17 protein-coding genes are annotated in these 18,016 nt (G+C 66.4%); 11 read left to right on the top strand and 6 right to left on the bottom strand.

From position 1 onward, the window contains the following. Nucleotides 1-101: 101 nt before the first annotated feature. Nucleotides 102-1,208: an aromatic ring-hydroxylating dioxygenase subunit alpha gene (locus QZM35_RS02895; protein ID WP_301775355.1), complete on the top strand. Its 1,107-nt coding sequence runs from the start codon at nt 102-104 to the stop codon at nt 1,206-1,208. 117 nt (nt 1,209-1,325) lie between these two features. Next, nucleotides 1,326-2,195, top strand: a complete 870-nt coding sequence (locus tag QZM35_RS02890; RefSeq protein ID WP_069251090.1) for a sulfurtransferase — start codon at nt 1,326-1,328, stop codon at nt 2,193-2,195. 54 nt (nt 2,196-2,249) lie between these two features. On the opposite strand, the gene QZM35_RS02885 is transcribed toward QZM35_RS02890, so the two are convergent. From QZM35_RS02885 to polA, 3 genes are all read right to left on the bottom strand, one after another. Further along, complete coding sequence (locus tag QZM35_RS02885; protein ID WP_069251089.1) at nt 2,250-3,125, bottom strand: dienelactone hydrolase family protein; 876 nt, start codon at nt 3,123-3,125, stop codon at nt 2,250-2,252. Nucleotides 3,126-3,549: 424 nt separating this feature from the next. Further along, nucleotides 3,550-4,884: an NAD(P)/FAD-dependent oxidoreductase gene (locus QZM35_RS02880; protein WP_089474427.1), complete on the bottom strand. Its 1,335-nt coding sequence runs from the start codon at nt 4,882-4,884 to the stop codon at nt 3,550-3,552. 270 nt (nt 4,885-5,154) lie between these two features. Continuing rightward, nucleotides 5,155-7,908, bottom strand: coding sequence for a DNA polymerase I (gene polA, locus QZM35_RS02875; protein ID WP_301775354.1), 2,754 nt, complete (start codon nt 7,906-7,908; stop codon nt 5,155-5,157). 1 nt (nt 7,909) lies between these two features. Here polA and QZM35_RS02870 point away from each other — a divergent pair, with 1 nt between their 5' ends. After that, the gene (locus tag QZM35_RS02870) at nt 7,910-8,668 is read left to right on the top strand and encodes a TIGR00730 family Rossman fold protein (protein ID WP_039358092.1); all 759 of its coding nucleotides are present in this window, start codon (nt 7,910-7,912) and stop codon (nt 8,666-8,668) included. A 386-nt stretch (nt 8,669-9,054) separates the two neighbouring features. Then, nucleotides 9,055-9,351 carry a hypothetical protein gene (locus QZM35_RS02865; protein WP_089428009.1) on the top strand — a complete coding sequence of 99 codons (297 nt, stop codon included), beginning with the start codon at nt 9,055-9,057 and terminating at the stop codon, nt 9,349-9,351. Nucleotides 9,352-9,477: 126 nt separating this feature from the next. On the opposite strand, the gene QZM35_RS02860 is transcribed toward QZM35_RS02865, so the two are convergent. Beyond that, nucleotides 9,478-11,004 (bottom strand): AMP nucleosidase, encoded by a 1,527-nt coding sequence (locus QZM35_RS02860; protein ID WP_089428010.1) that lies wholly within the window; start codon nt 11,002-11,004, stop codon nt 9,478-9,480. A gap of 129 nt (nt 11,005-11,133) precedes the next feature. Here QZM35_RS02860 and QZM35_RS02855 point away from each other — a divergent pair, with 129 nt between their 5' ends. The 5 genes from QZM35_RS02855 to QZM35_RS02835 all read left to right on the top strand — a co-directional run bounded on the left by QZM35_RS02855 (nt 11,134) and on the right by QZM35_RS02835 (nt 14,644). After that, nucleotides 11,134-11,529, top strand: a complete 396-nt coding sequence (locus QZM35_RS02855) for a hypothetical protein (protein WP_039358086.1) — start codon at nt 11,134-11,136, stop codon at nt 11,527-11,529. 101 nt (nt 11,530-11,630) lie between these two features. Then, nucleotides 11,631-12,629, top strand: a complete 999-nt coding sequence (locus QZM35_RS02850) for a homoserine kinase (RefSeq protein ID WP_089428011.1) — start codon at nt 11,631-11,633, stop codon at nt 12,627-12,629. After that, nucleotides 12,620-13,429: a BPSS1780 family membrane protein gene (locus QZM35_RS02845; RefSeq protein WP_089428012.1), complete on the top strand. Its 810-nt coding sequence runs from the start codon at nt 12,620-12,622 to the stop codon at nt 13,427-13,429. The genes QZM35_RS02850 and QZM35_RS02845 overlap by 10 nt, the downstream gene beginning before the upstream one ends. Before the next feature lie 186 nt (nt 13,430-13,615). Then, complete coding sequence (locus tag QZM35_RS02840; RefSeq protein ID WP_089432361.1) at nt 13,616-14,068, top strand: MarR family winged helix-turn-helix transcriptional regulator; 453 nt, start codon at nt 13,616-13,618, stop codon at nt 14,066-14,068. Nucleotides 14,069-14,224: 156 nt separating this feature from the next. Then, nucleotides 14,225-14,644, top strand: a complete 420-nt coding sequence (locus tag QZM35_RS02835) for an organic hydroperoxide resistance protein (RefSeq protein ID WP_011355825.1) — start codon at nt 14,225-14,227, stop codon at nt 14,642-14,644. Nucleotides 14,645-14,757: 113 nt separating this feature from the next. On the opposite strand, the gene QZM35_RS02830 is transcribed toward QZM35_RS02835, so the two are convergent. Both QZM35_RS02830 and QZM35_RS02825 read right to left on the bottom strand, forming a co-directional pair. Further along, entirely contained in the window at nt 14,758-14,934 is a 177-nt protein-coding gene (locus tag QZM35_RS02830) for a DUF3563 family protein (RefSeq protein WP_069251078.1), read from the bottom strand. Between the two features lie 96 nt (nt 14,935-15,030). After that, the gene (locus QZM35_RS02825) at nt 15,031-16,125 is read right to left on the bottom strand and encodes a PHB depolymerase family esterase (protein ID WP_089432360.1); all 1,095 of its coding nucleotides are present in this window, start codon (nt 16,123-16,125) and stop codon (nt 15,031-15,033) included. Nucleotides 16,126-16,373: 248 nt separating this feature from the next. Here QZM35_RS02825 and QZM35_RS02820 point away from each other — a divergent pair, with 248 nt between their 5' ends. Beyond that, on the top strand, nt 16,374-17,072 hold the full coding sequence (locus QZM35_RS02820) for a phosphatase PAP2 family protein (RefSeq protein WP_089428015.1): 699 nt from the start codon (nt 16,374-16,376) through the stop codon (nt 17,070-17,072). A 137-nt stretch (nt 17,073-17,209) separates the two neighbouring features. Next, the gene (gene modA, locus QZM35_RS02815; RefSeq protein ID WP_089432359.1) at nt 17,210-18,010 is read left to right on the top strand and encodes a molybdate ABC transporter substrate-binding protein; all 801 of its coding nucleotides are present in this window, start codon (nt 17,210-17,212) and stop codon (nt 18,008-18,010) included. The last annotated feature ends 6 nt before the right edge of the window (nt 18,011-18,016 follow it).

Genomic DNA, 18,016 nt, shown 5'->3' with positions numbered 1-18,016 from the left:
CTAGCCTTGCGAGGCGAACCGGGTATAATTCCCCGTTTCCCTAAATCGATTTTTCGATGGTTGGGTTGTTCACTGCTTTCACGCTAACACCGGGAGTGGGAATGTCCAATCTGAGCGATGCGCTTCAGTTGAAGTCGGCTCACAGCCAGCTTCCAGTCACTGCATACTTCGATGAGGCGCTACTCGAGCGCGAGATCGAAACCCTCTTCAAGAAAGGACCTCGTTACGTCGGGCACGAGTTGATGGTGCCCGAGGCGGGGGATTATTTTGCGCTGCCGTCCGAGCAGGAAGGCCGCGTGCTGGTTCGCAACCAGGCGAACCAGATCGAACTGCTGTCGAACGTGTGCCGCCACCGGCAGGCGATCATGCTCAATGGGCGCGGCCACACGCAGAACATCGTGTGCCCGCTGCACCGCTGGACCTACGATCTGGAAGGCGAGTTGCTCGGCGCACCGCACTTCCCCGACAAGCCGTGCCTGAACCTCGGCAAGAGCCCGCTGCAGAACTGGCAGGGGCTGCTGTTCGAGGCCGAGGGCCGGAATGTCGCGCGCGACCTCGCCAATCTCGGCACGAAGCATCACTTCGACTTCTCCGAGTACCTCTTCGATCACGTCGAAGTGCACGAGTGCGATTACAACTGGAAGACGTTCATCGAGGTCTACCTCGAGGATTACCACGTCGTCCCGTTCCACCCGGGCCTCGGCAGCTTCGTGTCGTGCGACGACCTCAAGTGGGAGTTCGGCGACTGGTACAGCGTGCAGACGGTCGGCGTGCACAACGCGCTCGCGAAACCAGGCAGCGCGACTTACCAGAAATGGCACGAGCAGGTGCTGAAGTTCCGCAACGGCGTGCCGCCGGAGTTCGGCGCGATCTGGATGGTCTACTACCCGGGCCTGATGATCGAGTGGTATCCGCACGTGCTCGTCGTGTCGTGGCTGATTCCGCAAGGCCCGCAAAAGACGACCAACATCGTCGAGTTCTATTACCCCGAGGAAATCGCGCTGTTCGAACGCGAGTTCGTCGAGGCCGAACGCGCCGCCTACATGGAAACGGCCGTCGAGGACGACGAGATCGCGATGCGGATGGACGCAGGCCGCCGTGCACTGATGGCACGCGGCGAGTCGCAGGTCGGTCCGTACCAGAGCCCGATGGAAGATGGCATGCAGCACTTCCACGAGTTCCTGCGCCGCCACCTCGGCGACATCTGATAACTGGTGCGGCGCTTTGACGCCGCACGGTATCCGGCAGACGAAAAGACGGGCTTCGGCTCGTCTTTTTTTGTTTAGACTTGGAATGTCAGGCCATTCGCACTCCAGGGAGCCGTCATGCCACACACTCACTACACCACGCTCATCTCCGCCGCCAATCTCGCCGAGCGCCTGGCGGCGGCGCCCGGCAGCGTCGCGCTGTTCGACTGCCGCTTCGATCTCGTCGATCCCGCCGCCGGTGAGGCCGCCTACGCGGCCGGCCATATCCCCGGCGCCCAGTATCTCCATCTCGACCGCGACCTGTCGGGCCGCAAGACGGGCACCAACGGCCGCCATCCGCTGCCGACCCGCGACGCACTCGCCACGCTGCTCGCGAGCCGCGGCCTCAAGCAAGGCCAGCAGGTCGTCGCGTACGACGCACAAGGCGGCGCCTATGCGGCGCGCCTGTGGTGGCTGCTGCGCTGGCTCGGGCATGATTCGGTTGCCGTGCTCGACGGCGGCCTGCAGGCCTGGGAAGCAGCCGGCCAGCCGCTGACGGCCGACGTACCGCACCCGGCCGCCGGCGATTTCCGCGCGGCCGCGCCGCTCGAATCGACAGTCGACGCGGCGGCCGTGCTCGCCAACGTGAACGCACCCACGCGTGTCGTGATCGATGCGCGCGCACCCGATCGCTACCGCGGCGAAAACGAAACGATCGATCGTGTGGGCGGCCACATCCCCGGCGCGCGCAACCGCTTCTTCAAGGACAACCTGACCGCCGACGGCCGCTTCAAGACCGGCCATGAACTGCGCGAGGCGTTTTCCGCCGTGCTGGCGGGCACCGAACCGAATCGCGTGATCCTGCAATGCGGCTCCGGTGTCACCGCATGCCACAACGCACTGGCGCTGGAAGTTGCGGGCCTGCACGGCGCATCGCTGTATCCGGGCTCGTGGAGCGAGTGGAGCGCGGACCCGTCGCGGCCGATCGCAACCGGCCCGACGCCGTAAGCGCCGGCGCGGCGCAGTCACAACGAAGCGGCGGCCCATGCCGCCGCTTGCCGTTTACATCACGCCGTACTTGCGGAGCCACGCGATCGCGCGCTTCCAGCTCTCCTCCGCGTCGGCCTTCACATAGCTCGGCCGGTAATCGGCAAAGAACGCGTGACCGGCATCCGGGTACACGACGATCTCCGATTCGCGCGCGAGCTTCGAATCGCTCGTCTGGATTGCCTTGCGCATGTCGGCGAGCGACGCCTGCGTGATGTTCGCATCCTTCTCGCCATACAGCCCGAGCACGGGAACCTTCAGCAACGATGCATGATCGACCGGGTTGAACGGCGTCATCTCGTCGGTCTTGCCTTCGACGAACCCGTACCATGCAACGGCCGCACGCACGTGCGGGTTGTGCTCCGCATACAGCCAGCTCTGGCGGCCGCCCCAACAGAACCCGACCACGCCGAGACGCGACAGGTCGCCGCCGTTCTTGCCGGCCCACGCGACGGTCGCATCGAGATCCTCGGTCACCTGCCGGTCCGGCACCTTGCTGACGATGTGCTCGACCAGATCCTTGATCGTCGGATACTTCTCCGCATTGCCCTGCCGCGCGAACAGGTCCGGCGCGATCGCGAGATAGCCGAGCTTCGCGAAGCGGCGGCAGACATCGGCGATGTGCGCGTGCACGCCGAAGATCTCGTGGATCACGATGACGACCGGCAGGTTCGTCTTGTCCTTCGGCTGCGCGCGATACGCGGGCACGCTCGCGTCGCCCGAGCGGATCTCGACGGTGTCGACGTCCAGCCCTTCGCTGTCGGTCGTGACCGTCTGCGCCGACACGGGCAGCACGGCCGCCGCGAAGGCACCGCCCAGCGCGGCCTGCATGAACTTGCGGCGCGAGAACGGAACGTGGGGAACCAGGCTGTCGACTTCGGGTTTCAACATGAATGCACTCCTCGATTGGGGGCCGCCGTCACGATCACGGACACGGCATGACGGGGCATCGCGCCGGCGCACGGCGCGGATGTCGCGGCGGTTGGCACCCCGCCGCGAACGGAAACCCGGACAAGATGCCCAATAATCCGTTGTCGCGTCAACTGTCGGATATGTAAGACTCGATTACGGCGTGTTGATTCGCCACGTCGAGCGTCGCGCCAAACACCGCGGGCGCCCCGTCGAATCGCGATGCAACAGGCCGCATGCCGATCGCCGTTGCGCGATCGGATGCTTGCCGATTGAAACGAAAAACACGCGGTCGATGTTGCCCGTCACACGCCGGCACGACAGCCCGGCTGCCCGCAAGGAACAACGGGCGGAGAACGACGCACGACCTGCGCGCGCCCCGCCCGCCTCTCGCGCGAACGCGCGCTCAGTGCAGCTTGACGCGCGGCAGCGTCGTGCGCCGCAGCCAGTGCGCGACCGTGTCGAGCATCATGCGCGGATAGCCGTGCAGCGCGGCGATATGCATCCGGTACAGCGACATGTACATGAAGCGCGCGAACAGCCCCTCGATCAGCATGTTGCCGCCGATCAGCCCGCCCATCAGGTTACCGACCGCGCTGAAATGGCCGAGCGACACGAGCGAGCCCAGGTCGCGATAGGTGAATTCGGGCAGCGGACGCCCATCGAGCCGGCAGCCGATTGCCTTCAGCAGGAAGCTCGCCTGCTGGTGCGCAGCCTGCGCGCGCGGCGGCACGTTGCGCTCGTTGCCGGGCCATGCGCATGCCGCACAATCGCCGAGCGCGAACACGTTGTCGTCGGTGAAGGTCTGCAGCGTGCGGCGCACGTCGAGCTGGCCGAGCTTGTTGACCTGGAGGCCATCGAGATTGGCGAGCACGGCCGGCGCCTTGATGCCCGCGGCCCAGACCGTCAGGTCGGCACGTATTGTCTTGCCGCTCGCCGTATGGACGGCCCCGGGCGCCACCTCGGTCACGCGCTCGGCGAGCATCAGCCGCACGCCGATCTTTTCGAGCAGTTCGGCCGTCGCCGACGACACGCGCTCCGGCAACGCCGGGAGGATCCGCGGCCCCGATTCGATCAGCACGATGCCGACGTCGTGCCGCGGGTCGAGCTTGTGCAGCCCGTAGGCCGACAACACCTGCGCGGTGTTGCGCAGCTCGGCGGACAGCTCGACGCCGGTCGCGCCGCCACCGACGATCGCGACCTGGATGCGCGGCTCGGCCGCCTCACCCGGCGCGGTCGGCGCCGGCGCCTGATGCTCGGCGCGCATGCACGCGGCGATCAGCCGCTTGCGGAAACGCTCGGCCTCGCCCACGGTATCGAGCGCGATCGCGTTTTCCGCCGCGCCCTGCACGCCAAAGAAGTGAGTCGTGCTGCCGATCGCGATCACGAGCGTGTCATATTCCAGCTCGCGCGCCGGCAACAACTCCTCGCCGTCGCTGTCGTTGACGGGCGACAGCGTGATGCGCTTCGCCGCGCGGTCGAGCCCAGTCAGCCCGCCCTGCTGGAACTCGAAGCCATGCCAGCGCGCCTGCGCCGCATATTCGAGCTCCTGCGTGAACGGGTCCATGCTGCCGGCCGCGACCTCGTGCAGCAGCGGTTTCCAGATGTGGGTCGGATTGCGGTCGACGAGCGTGACAAGCGCACGCGCAGAACGATTGCCGCGCGCGCCGTAACGGTCGCCGAGCCGCGTCGCCAGTTCCAGGCCGCCCGCGCCTCCACCTACGATGATGATCCGATGCATCTGTTCCCCCTTTGCGATTCGAAACTGCTGCCGCCGGACGATGCGAACGCGATGCATTCGCGCGACCCGGTGGATTAACCGGTTCGGACATCATCGATGTGCAGTTCGAAGCACTTCGATGCGCCCAACCCGGAACGCGGGGCGCGCATGCCCCCGTGTCAATGACATGCATTGTCCGGGAGCTTGCGCGTTGACCACAAGCAAACCATCTCGATATTCAGCATCCCTGCAACAATATGCCGCAGGAATCGGGAACCGCGCAACGGTGCGTCAGTGTGCCTCTTCCCAGTTCGCGCCGGCGCCCACTTCGGCCACCAGCGGCACCTTCAGCTTCGCCACGCCGCACATCATTTCGGGCAGTTTCTCGCGCACCAGCGACAGCTCGCCGTCGGGCACCTCGAGCACCAGTTCATCGTGCACCTGCATGATCATCCGCGACGCGAGCTTGTCGCGCGTGAGCCAGTCGTCCACCGCGATCATCGACAGCTTGATCAGGTCGGCCGCCGTGCCCTGCATCGGCGCATTGATGGCCGCGCGCTCCGCCGCCTGGCGGCGCGGGCCGTTGCCGCCGTTGATCTCGGGCAGCCACAGGCGGCGGCCGAAAACGGTTTCGACGTAGCCCTTCTCCTTCGCAACCGAGCGCGTGTCTTCCATGTACTGCGCGACACCCGGGTAGCGGGCGAAATAGCGGTCGATGTAGAGCTTCGCCGCATCGCGCGTGATGCCGAGGTTCGACGCGAGCCCGAACGCGCTCATCCCGTAGATGAGCCCGAAGTTGATCATCTTCGCAATCCGGCGCTGGTCGGAATTGACCTCCAGCGGCGTCACGCCGAACACCTCGGCGGCCGTCGCGCGGTGGATGTCCTCGCCCTGCGAGAACGCGCGCAGCAGCGACGCGTCACCCGAGATGTGCGCCATGATCCGCAGTTCGATCTGCGAATAATCGGCCGACACGATGCGGTGGCCCGGCGACGCGATGAACGCCTCGCGGATCCGCCGCCCCTCGGCCGTGCGCACCGGAATGTTCTGAAGATTCGGATCGTTCGATGCCAGGCGGCCCGTGACCGCGACGGCCTGCGCGTAGTTCGTGTGCACGCGGCCCGTTGACGGGTTCACCATGCGCGGCAGCTTGTCGGTATAGGTCGACTTCAGCTTCGACAGCCCGCGATGCTCGAGCAGCAGCTTCGGCAGCGGGTAGTCCTCGGCCAGCTTCTGCAGCACTTCCTCGTCGGTCGACGGTGCGCCGCTCGGCGTCTTTTTCACGACGGGCAACTGCAGCTTGTCGAAGAAGATCTGCCCGATCTGCTTCGGCGAGCCGAGATTGAATTCGCCGCCGGCCAGTTCGTACGCCTGCCCTTCGAGCTCGATCAGGCGCGTCGCGATTTCGGTGCTCTGCGCCTGCAGCAGCGCATCATCGATCAGCACGCCCGTGCGCTCCATCTTGCGCAGCACGAGCGACACGGGCATCTCGATCTCGCGGTACACGTGCAAGAGGCCCGGTTCGCGCGCAACCTGCGGATACAGCGCGTGATGCAGTTGCAGCGTGATGTCCGCATCTTCGGCCGCGTATTCGGCGGCCTGCGTGAGCGCGACTTCGTCGAAGCCGATCTGCTTCGCGCCCTTGCCGGCCACGTCTTCGTACTTGATCGTCTTGACACCGAGATGACGCAGCGCAAGGCTGTCCATGTCGTGCGTGCGATGCGATTCGACCACGTACGATTCGAGCAGCGTGTCGTGCTCGATGCCGTTCAGCGCGATGTCGTAGTTCGCGAGCACCTGCGCGTCGTACTTCAGGTGCTGGCCGACCTTCTTGCGATCAGCCGATTCGAGCCACGGCTTCAGGCGCGCGAGCACTTCGTCGAGCGGAAGCTGTTCGGGCATGTCGGGGCCGCGATGCGCAACCGGCAGATACGCCGCCTTGCCCGGCTCGACCGAGAACGACAGGCCCACGAGCCGCGCGAGCATCGGGTCGAGCGCGGTCGTCTCGGTGTCGAATGCGGTGAGCTCGGCCGCGTCGATCTTCGCGAACCACGCGTCGAATTGCGCCCAGGTCTGGATCGTGTCGTATTCGCGCACGATGTCGGCCGCCACCACCGGCGCCGGCTCGCCTTCCGGCGCGTCGGCGCCGCCGCCTTCCGCCGGCGCGCTGTCGACTTCGCGCAGCCAGGTCTTGAAGCCGTAGCGCGCGAAGATGTCGCGCAGCAGGTCGCGCGCTTCGCCGTCGGTCTTCAACGACGCTTCGATCGATTCGAGATGCGGTGCGAGATCGCAGGCCGTCTCGACGGTCACGAGCTTGCGGCCGAGCGGCAGGAAGTCGAGCGCGCGGCGCAGGTTGTCGCCGACCACGCCCTTGATGTCGCCCGCATGCTCGATCACGCCGTCGAGGCTGTCGTACTGCGCCAGCCATTTCACGGCCGTCTTCGGCCCGCACTTCTCGACGCCCGGCACGTTGTCGACGGTGTCGCCGATCAATGCGAGGTAGTCGATGATGCGCTCCGGCGGCACGCCGAACTTCGCGATCACCCCGTCGCGGTCGAGCGTCTCGTTGGTCATCGTGTTGACGAGCGTGACGTGATCGGTGACGAGCTGCGCGAGATCCTTGTCGCCGGTCGACACGATCACGTTCATCCCGTGCCGCTCGGCTTCGCGCGCAAGCGTGCCGATCACGTCGTCGGCCTCGACGCCTTCGACCATCAGCAGCGGCCAGCCGAGCGCACGCACGGCGCCGTGGATCGGTTCGACCTGCAATGCGAGGTCGGGCGGCATCGACGGACGGTTTGCCTTATAGTCGGCATAAAGGTCGTCACGGAACGTCTTGCCCTTTGCATCGAACACGCAAGCGCTATACTCTGCACTGACTTCCTTGCGCATACGGCGCAGCATGTTGATGATTCCGTAGAGCGCTCCGGTCGGCTCCCCGCCAGGGCCACGCAAATCAGGCATCGCATGGTAAGCCCGATACAGATAGCTCGAACCGTCAACCAATAGCAGGGTCTTACCTTCCAGATTTCGTTCTTCAGGCATTATGAACAAGAGAAAAGTGATTCCGAGTCTGCGTTCGCTCGCAGATCAAGAACGCGCGACGGCCAAGAAGGCGCGCGCATCGTGGCAGATGTTCACGATTATGGCAGAGTTTATCGAGGCGACCGAGTACCTGTCGGAGATCCGCCCGGCTGTCAGCATCTACGGTTCTGCCCGCCTCAAACCCGATACGCCGCACTACAAGCTCGCCGCGCAGATCGCGCGCAAGCTGTCCGACGCAGGCTTCGCCGTGATCTCCGGCGGCGGCCCCGGCATCATGGAAGCGGCGAACAAGGGCGCGCACGCCGGCAAGGCGCCGTCGGTCGGCCTGAACATCGAGTTGCCGCACGAACAGGCCGGCAACCACTACCAGGACATCTCGCTGCGCTTCCGCCATTTCTTCACGCGCAAGGTCACGTTCGTGAAGAATTCGGATGCGGTGATCGTGATGCCGGGCGGCTTCGGCACGCTCGACGAACTATCGGAAGTGCTCACGCTGATCCAGACGAAGAAGTCGCGCCTCGTGCCGATCATTCTCGTCGGCAGCGAGTTCTGGAAGGGGCTGCTGCAGTGGTTCCGCGACCAGCTGATTCCGATGGGCCTCATCAATCCGGAAGACATGGATCTGATGCAGGTGATCGACGATCCCGACCAGGTGCTCGACGCGGTGCTCGCGTTCTACGAGGACAGCGGCGAGGAAGAAGGTTCGGACGATGAAGGCCATCCGCCGCGCCCCGAAGAAGACCGGATGTTCTACCTGTAATCCATCCATGACGACCGCCGGCCCGACGGCCGGCGCGCCCCTCCCGCGCGGCAGACGTGGCGATTCCGCCACCTGCCGCGTGTCACTTTGTAACGCGCCATTAATCGCGCTTCGTGGCCGCGCGCCACCGAATGTGAAATCCGCGCCGCCGGTGCCGTGCGACGCGCGCCATCATCCGCACACGCAGGCCGCCATTGTCAAATGACACGGCCCGACGCCCGCATCCGGCGCCTGCCGGCCGCAATCCTCCGTAACAACCCCGCCTCGCATTTTCCGTCGCGCGCCAGCACACTGCATGTGTCGGTGCGGCGTTCCCCCGGTGGAACGGTCCCCCTCGCTTCCATCGCGTCGCGCCGGCCTTTTATAACGACACCACGGAAAAGAACATGCAACGCTCGCTGATCGCCCTTGCCTTCGCCGGCCTCGGCCTTTCGCTGTCCGGCCTCGCCCACGCCGTCAATGTCGACGTCAACATCGGCACGCCCGCGCCGGTCGTCGTCGCGCCCGCGCCCGTCATGGTCGCCCCGGCACCCGCGGTGATCGTCGGCTGGCATGGCGACCGCTACTGGGACGGCCGCCGCTACTGGGAACGCCGCGAGTGGGACGACTATCAGCGTCATCGCGGCCACGGCGATCGCGGCTATCACTGCCCGCCGGGACACGCGAAGAAGGGTGAATGCTGAGCGCATGATCGCCGGGCCGTTCGGCCCGGGCACTGAAGCACTGGCAAAAAACAAAAGGCCGCACGCGAACCAACATTCGCGTGCGGCCTTTGCCGTTGCGGGTGCTGCGGCGCGGTGCCGTCGACGTTACTGGAACGCCACTTCCGCAAAGCTCCGCAGCTTCCGGCTATGCAGCTTGTCGAGCCCGTTCGTGCGCAGGATCTCCATTGCCTTCACGCCGATCTGCAGATGCTGGTCGACCTGCCCGCGATAGAACGTATCGGCCATGCCCGGCAGTTTCAGCTCGCCGTGCAGCGGCTTGTCCGAGACACACAGCAGCGTGCCGTACGGCACGCGGAAGCGGAAGCCGTTCGCGGCGATCGTCGCGCTTTCCATGTCGAGCGCGATCGCGCGGCTCTGCGACAGGCGCTGCACGGGTTCGCGATGGTCGCGCAGCTCCCAGTTGCGGTTGTCGACGCTCGCGACCGTGCCCGTGCGCATCACGCGCTTCAGTTCGACGCCATCAAGCTGCGTGACCTCGGCCACCCCGCGTTCGAGCGCGAGCTGCACTTCGGCCAGCGCCGGAATCGGCACCCACAGCGGCAGGTCGGCGTCGAGCACGTGATCCTCGCGCACGTAGCCGTGCGCGAGCACGTAGTCGCCGAGACGCTGCGTGTTGCGCAGCCCCGCGCAGTGGCCGAGCATCACCCACGCGTGCGGACGCAGCACCGCGATGTGATCGGTGATCGTCTTCGCGTTCGACGGGCCGACGCCGATGTTGACCATCGTGATCCCGCTGCCGTCCGCGCGCTTCAGGTGATACGCGGGCATCTGCGGCAGGCGCGGCGGCGCGTTGCCTTCGGCCGGCTCGCTGCCGAGGTTCGCGTTGTAGGTGACGACATCGCCCGGCTCGACGAACGCGCTGTACTGGCTGCGGTAGGCACGCACCTCGGGATCGTCGCTCTCGGTCATCACCGTGCGGCCCAGCTTCACGAACTCGTCGATGTAGAACTGGTAGTTCGTGTAGAGCACGTAGTTCTGGAAATGCGTGGGCGACGTCGCCGTGTAGTGGCGCAGCCGGTGCAGCGAGAAGTCGACGCGCGCGGCCGTGAACAGCGCGAGCGGATGCGGCTCGCCCGGCGCCGGCTCGAACGTGCCGTTGACGATGCGATCGTCGAGATACGACAGGTCGGGCGTGTCGAAGATGTCGCGCATCGCGAGCAGGCGGTCGCGGTCGAGCTCGCCCTCGAGATGGATGCCTTCCGGAAATGCGAAATGAATCGGAATCGGCTGCGACGACACGCCGATCTCGATCTTCACATGGTGGTTCTTCGCCAGCAGGCGCAGCTGCTCGCGATAGTAGTTCGCGAAGAGATCGGGGCGTGTGACCGTCGTCTCGAATACGCCGGGGCCCGCGACGAAACCGTACGAGCGGCGCGAATCGACGTGCGTGTTGACGTCGGTGCGGATCCGCACGAACGGGTAGCACGCGCGCACGTGCTCGGTAATCGATTCGTGGCGGCGATAGCGCGCGAATGCGTCGCGCAGGAAGCCCGTGTTCGTGTCGTAAATGGCGGACAGCCGCGCGACGGCGGCGATCGGATCGTCGAAAGCCTCGACCGACGGGCTTTCGGGCGTCAGCACACGGTGCCGGCGGCTCAAGTCGTTCTTCATTTTGATTACCTCGTCTGATCCGACGACATTACCACGGAACCCGGTCGCCTTTATGGCTGCCCCTACGCACGCGAGGGCCGGATGGGGCGCAGTATTTGCTAAAATCGGCGGGTTCACTGGAGACTCATCATGAAGCCGCTCATTCTCGTCGCCGCTGCCGCCGCGTTTGCCGCCGCCAGCGTCGCTTACGCCGCCGGCGGCACGCCTGACGCCGACGCGCAGGCCCGGGCCGAGGCCAACGAGGCCGCCGGCCTGCCCGATCTCCGCAAGATCAACCGGCCGGGCGCCGAAGTCACGTCGAAAGTCGACTTCGCCGACATCCGCCGCACGCCGAGCTTCCACGAAAAGAGCAAGAACGGCACCGAAGTCACCGAGTACCGCGATCGCGGCAAGCCGGTCGAGATCGACGTGAAGTCGAACTTCGGCACGCGCTACCAGATGAGCTCGACGCCCGACACGTCGCCGAAGCCGCACGACGCGGGCATCCCGATCACGCGCCTGCCGTCGCTGAACCTGCGCTACTGATTCCGTGGCGCGCGGCACCGAATGCCGCGCGCCGCCTCCCTTCACCTGATGTCGCGACGCACGCCGCCCGCGTGCCGACACCCTGACCTGACGCATCCCGCATGGCCGTTTTCACTGCTGTTTCCGACTCCGATCTCGCGCAATGGATGCGCCACTACGAACTGGGCGACGTGCTTGCGTTCCGCGGCATTCCGTCCGGTATCGAAAACAGCAACTTCTTCCTGACGACGACGCGCGGCGAGTACGTCCTCACGATCTTCGAAAAGCTCACGGCGCAGCAACTGCCGTTCTATCTCGACCTGATGCGCCATCTGGCCGGCCACGGCGTGCCGGTGCCGGATCCGATCCCGCGTGACGACGGCGCGCTGTTCGGCGAGCTGCACGGCAAGCCGGCCGCGATCGTCACGAAGCTCGACGGTTCGGCCGAACTGGCGCCGGGGGTCGAACACTGCATCGAGGTCGGGCAGATGCTCGCGCGCCTGCACCTCGCCGGCCGCGACTATCCGCGCACCCAGCCGAACCTGCGCAGCCTGCCGTGGTGGCGGGAAAACGTGCCGGCGATCGTGCCGTTCATCACGGATGAGCAGCGCGCGCTGCTGGAAGGCGAACTCGCGCACCAGGCCAGCTTCTTCGCGTCGGCCGACTACGCGGCGCTGCCGGCCGGGCCGTGCCATTGCGACCTGTTCCGCGACAACGTGCTGTTCGCGCACGCGGCGCCCGGCACCGGCCACGACGTGCGGCTCGGCGGTTTCTTCGACTTCTATTTCGCGGGCTGCGACAAGTGGCTGTTCGACGTCGCGGTCACGGTCAACGACTGGTGCGTCGACCTCGCGACCGGCGTGCTCGACGTCGCGCGCGCCGACGCGCTGCTGCGCGCGTACCAGACCGTGCGGCCGTTCACGGCCGAGGAGCGCCGCCACTGGAGCGACATGCTGCGCGCGGGCGCGTACCGCTTCTGGGTGTCGCGCCTGTACGACTTCTACCTGCCGCGCGCGGCCGAGATGCTCAAGCCGCACGACCCCGGCCATTTCGAACGCATCCTGCGCGAGCGTATCGCGCATACGCCCGCGCTTCCCGAGATCCACACCGCATGCAACTGATCGAAGTGCCCGCCAAAACGGGCTATGTCTGGTTCCGTCAAGGCGTCTGGCTGTTCCGCCGGAACCCGCTCGCGTTCATCACGCTGTTCTTCACGTACCTGCTGGCGATCACGCTGATATCGATGGTGCCCGTGATCGGCTCCGCGTTGCCGCTGGTATTCATTCCCGGCGTCGCGGTCGGCTTCATGGCCGCGTGCCGCGACACGGTGGCCGGCAAGCCCGTGATGCCGACGATCCTCGTCGACGGCTTCCGCTCGTACGGCACCGTCGCGACCCAGCGGCTGCTCGTGCTCGGCGTGCTCTACGTCGCGTCGATGGTGGTCGTGTTCGCCGCTTCGTCGTTCGTGGACGGCGGCGCGCTGTTCCACGTGATGATGGGCGCGGCCGACGAAGCCAGCACGACGCCGGAAGCGCTCGCCGCGCAAGGCACGCTCGGCGCGCTGTTCTTCGCGACGCTGCTGTACCTGCCGGTCGCGATGCTGTTCTGGTTCGCGCCGGTGCTGGTCGCGTGGCATGACGTCCCGCCCGCCAAGGCGCTGTTCTTCAGCGTCGTCAGCTGCTGGCGCAATCGCGGCGCGTTCGTCGTGTATGGCGTGCTGTGGTTCGCCGTCGCGCTCGGCACGTCGCTCGCGCTGTCGCTGCTGCTGCAGGCGCTCGGCGCCGGCGCCTATGCGCTGACGATCATGATGCCGGTGACGATCATCATCGTCACGATGCTGTACTGCTCGTTCTACGCGACCTATCGCGGCTGCTTCGGCGTACAGGAACCGGGCGCGACCACCACCACGTCGGGCCGCTGAAGTCTCTCCGGCCGGCGCGCGGCGCCGGCCCGCCGTTCTTCGCACCGGGTGGCCTCCCGGCGCCCTCGCCCTTCCCCCGCCTCCGGCAGCCCCGCTCGTCGCCGACCGCCCCTGTTCATCCCGATCTTTTGCGCGCAAAATAATTTGCGTACAAATTGTTCGCGCGTTCGCCGCGCCACCCGAATCATGGACCGCCTGCCTCCGCTGCCCCAGACACTCGACGAGCAACTCTGCTTCGCGCTCTACTCGACTTCGCACGCGATGACGAAGGCGTACAAGCCGCTGCTCGACAAGCTGTCGCTGACCTATCCCCAATATCTCGCGATGCTCGTGCTGTGGGAACGCGACGACATCGCCGTGAAGGACATCGCCGCGCGGCTCGACCTCGACCCCGCCACGGTCACGCCCCTGCTGAAGCGGCTGGAGGCGCTCGGCTACGTCGAGCGTGTGCGCAGCGCAGCCGACGAACGCATCGTGAACGTGCTTGTGACGCCGGAAGGCCGTGCGTTGAAGGAGCGCGCGCGCTCGGTGCCCGCCGATCTCTTTTGCGCGATGCAGCAATCGCCCGACTTCCTGATCAGGCTGCGCGCCGATCTTCAGCAGTTGCGCGACGCACTGTCGGCCGCCAACGAACGCTGACGGCCGAGCCTCGATCAACCGGCCCGACACTGTCGGGCCTTTTCTTCAAAAATTCATTTGCACACAAATGATTTGTGTTCTATTGTTTGTGCGTGGCCGGCGACACCCCGTTCGACCGGGCCGCTTTTCCTCCCTTTTCCAGACAGGAGCTGCACGATGAACATTCTGTACAAGACCAGCGCCACGAGCACGGGTGGCCGCGACGGCCGCGCGGTATCCGCTGACAACAAGCTGGAAGTGAAGCTGGCCGCGCCGCGCGAACTCGGCGGCACGGGCGCGGAAGGCACGAATCCGGAGCAGCTGTTTGCCGCAGGTTACTCGGCCTGTTTCCTGAGCGCGATGAAATTCGTCGCCGGCCAGGACAAGAAGGCACTGCCGGCCGACACGCAGGTCACGGCGGAAGTCGGCATCGGCCCGAACGACGCAGGCGGCTTCGGGCTGGACGTCGAACTGCGCGTCTCGCTGCCGGGGTTCGACAAGGCCGACGCGCAAGCGCTGGTCGAAAAGGCGCACCACGTGTGCCCGTATTCGAACGCGACGCGCAACAACGTGCCGGTGCGCCTGACGGTCGTCTGACGCGACACAAAGCCTGCAATGCAAAAAGGGCGCGTGCGGCATGGTGCCGCACGCGCCCTTTTCTGCTGCGTGACTCGCCGGAGCGGCGGACCTGACTGCCCGCCCTGCGCTCGTTAGCGCGAACCGAACGTGTACGGGCGGTTCATCGCCGCTTCGCGATCGATCTTGCGCATGCGGAATTCGAGATCATAGATGTCGGTGGCTTCGGCCAGGTACGCGTCGGCGCGCTCTTTCGAGGCCTTTTCGGCGTTCTTGGTCAGCATCAGGAAGAGGTGGCTCAGCAGGTACATGGTTGATCTCGCAATCCAAAGGTTCTTTGACTAGGGTTTTCCCGAATTATAGGGAAAACCCTAGTCTTTGGCCAGCGTCGATCAGAAGGTGCGTCGTTAGGTCGCCACAGTGCGGCGCTGGGTTTCGAAAAAGGCCCAGATCATCGCGCTCGCATCGGGGCCGACCGCCGCGTGGAACGGCACGGCTTCGTCGCCGCCGGCCCACGCATGGTCGAGCCCTTTCACATGACAGAGCCGGACGACCGGCTCGCCGTCGCGGCAGACATCGGTGATCTGCGCGCCTGCGTCGCGCTTCTCGACCCGTTCGCCGCCACGCAACGCGCCGCGGCTGTCGGCCAGCCCGTTCAGGCGCATGAACTGCACCGTCAGCTGGTCGGCATTCTTCGGCGCGACCACGTGGTCACCGTCGCCCTGGACGACCAGCGCCGGCATGCCCGGATACGCGGCGGCATCGACCAGCGCGTCGACGGCCGCCGCCGGGTTCTGGCGCACGCCGCGCCGCATCACATCCATCGCGGTAATGCCCGAGGTCGCCTCGCCGAGCGCAGGGCCCGAATGCAGCGCCACCGCCGCGAAACGGTCCGGATGGTGCAGTGCGAGAAGCGACGCGAGACCCGCGCCGGCCGACAACCCCGCGACATAGACACGCGACGCGTCGAAACCGTGTTCGTCGACGAGCGCGTCGACGAGCGACGCCACCGCGTTCGCCTCGCCGCGGCCCGCGCGGTCGGTATCTTCATACCAGTGCCAGCAGCCGTGCGCGTGGGCGCGCAGCGACTGCTCCGGATACAGCACCGCAAAGCCGTGCGTGTCGGCCAGCAGGTTCATCCGCGTGCCTTGCACGAATTCGTCGACGGACTGCTGGCAGCCGTGCAGCATCACCACGAGCGGCATCGCGCCACGCCGGCGGCCGGGCGGCACATAAAGGCCGTATGCGAGATTCTGGACGAGGCGCCCGAGCGCGGGGGCCATCGGATGTTCGCCGCGCGTCCACTCGCCGGCCGCCCATGCGGCCGCGCGCGGTCGCACGCGCGATTCGCGCGGCGGGGACAGATCGGATACGGCGGCGGAGGCCGCAGCCTCGAGTGCATCGCGTGTGATGCGCTGCGCATCGCGCGCCGAGCGTTTGGCGGCCGGAGACAGCATGCGTTTCATGCCGCCCAGCCACACCTTGGTCAGACTTTTGGTCATCGATCGGGCTCGCAGTCAGGAAAAATAGGGGCACCACAGCGGATGCATCGTTCGTCTTTGTGCAATGCACCATAACATTGTTTCTCGGACTTTTCCTGCATGCGGATCGTTCCCGGCCGCGCAAAAAACGGGGCTCATGCGCACGCGGCGCTATACTGGGGCTTCGCCGCTTGTATCCGTTGTAGTCGTTCTTTCCGGCTCGCGCGTTGATTTAAGCATCCTCCCCGCCTTCGTTCGTCCCCTTCCCGATGTTTGACCTGTCGTCTCACCTGTGGATCATGATCACCGCGTTCGGCGGCGCCGGCCTGACCTTGCCGCTCGCGATCACGATCGCCGTCTGGCTGGCGCTCGGCTATTCGTGGCAGCGCGCGGCGGCGTGGCTCGGCGTGCTCGCGGCCGCGATCGGCGTGGTCGCGCTCACGAAGATCGCGTTCCTCGGCTGGGGGATCGGCATCCGCAAGTGGGATTTCACGGGGTTCAGCGGCCATGCGATGCTGTCGACGTCGGTCTATCCGGTCGCGATTTTCCTGGCGCTGATCCGCACCCGCACGCCGGTGCGACTCGCCGGCATCGCGCTCGGGCTCGCGGCCGGCGTCGCGGTCGGCGTGTCGCGCGTCGCGCTCGACGCCCATTCGCCGTCCGAATCGATCACCGGCTGCATCGTCGGCGCGATCGCCGCGATCGCGTTCATCGCCGGTTCGTGGCGCGCGGTGCCGCACCGCTGGTCGGTGCCCGCGGTCGTCGCGAGCCTCGCGCTCGTGACCGTGGCGCTGCACGGCATCACGGTGCCGTCACATCGCTGGGTCACCAAGGTGGCGCTGCAACTGTCGGGCCACGAGCGTCCGTTCGTCCGCGCGCGCTGGAAGGCCAACCCGAACTACCGCCCTGCTTCGCAGCCGTCGTCGCTGCAGCGCACCCAATCGTCGCCGCACACGCTCCGTACGTGACCGGCCATCCGGCCGTCGCGTTCGCCACTTTTCACGTCTGACCATTCCATGCGCGCCGTCGCATGAGCGGTATGTCGAGCGTTATAACCCGCCCTATATTACGATTACGGTTTCCACCCATTCAAAACGAATCCACCATGCGCTCAACCGTCCGTCCGCTTCGCCGCACCCTGCTTCGCCTGCTGCCGATCGCCACGCTTGCCGCTGCCGGTATCGCGTTCAGCGCGCCCGCTTCCGCGGCCGACGAACTGGTCGTGTCGGCCGCCGCCAGCCTGACGAACGCGTTCAAGGCCGTCGGTGACGCGTACGAGAAGCAGCATCCGGAGACCAAGGTGCTGTTCAACTTCGGCGCGTCGGACGTGCTGATGCAGCAGATCGCCAAGGGCGCGCCGGCCGACGTGTTCGCGTCGGCCGACCAGAAGGCGATGGATCGCGCGGCGGACGAAAAGGTGATCGTGCCCGCCACGCGTCGCGATTTCGCGGCGAACTCGCTCGTGCTGATCGTGCCGGCGGACAGCAAGGCCGCCGCGCCGACGGCGCTGAACGACCTGACCGCGCCCGGCGTGAAACGCATCGCGTATGGCGACCCGGCATCGGTGCCGGTCGGCCGCTACACGGAAGGCGCGCTGCGCGCGGCCGGCGTGTGGGATGCCGTCAGCGCGAAGGGCGTGCTGGCCGCCAACGTGCGCCAGAGCCTCGACTATGTCGCGCGCGGCGAAGTCGATGCGGGCTTCGTGTTCGGCACCGACGCCGCGATCATGCCGGGCCGCGTGAAGGTCGCGCTGACGGTGCCGACGAAGACGGCCATCACCTATCCGATCGCCGTGGTCAAGGACAGCCGCCACGCCGCGCAGGCGCAGTCGTTCATCGACTTCGTCGCGTCGCCGCAGGGCCAGGCCGTGCTGTCGACATTCGGCTTCAAGCCCGCGGGCAAGTGAGCGTAG

Source organism: Burkholderia sp. AU45274 (assembly GCF_030482505.1).
In the GTDB taxonomy this organism is placed as follows: Bacteria; Pseudomonadota; Gammaproteobacteria; order Burkholderiales; family Burkholderiaceae; genus Burkholderia.
This window is presented reverse-complemented; position numbering and strand designations above follow the sequence as displayed.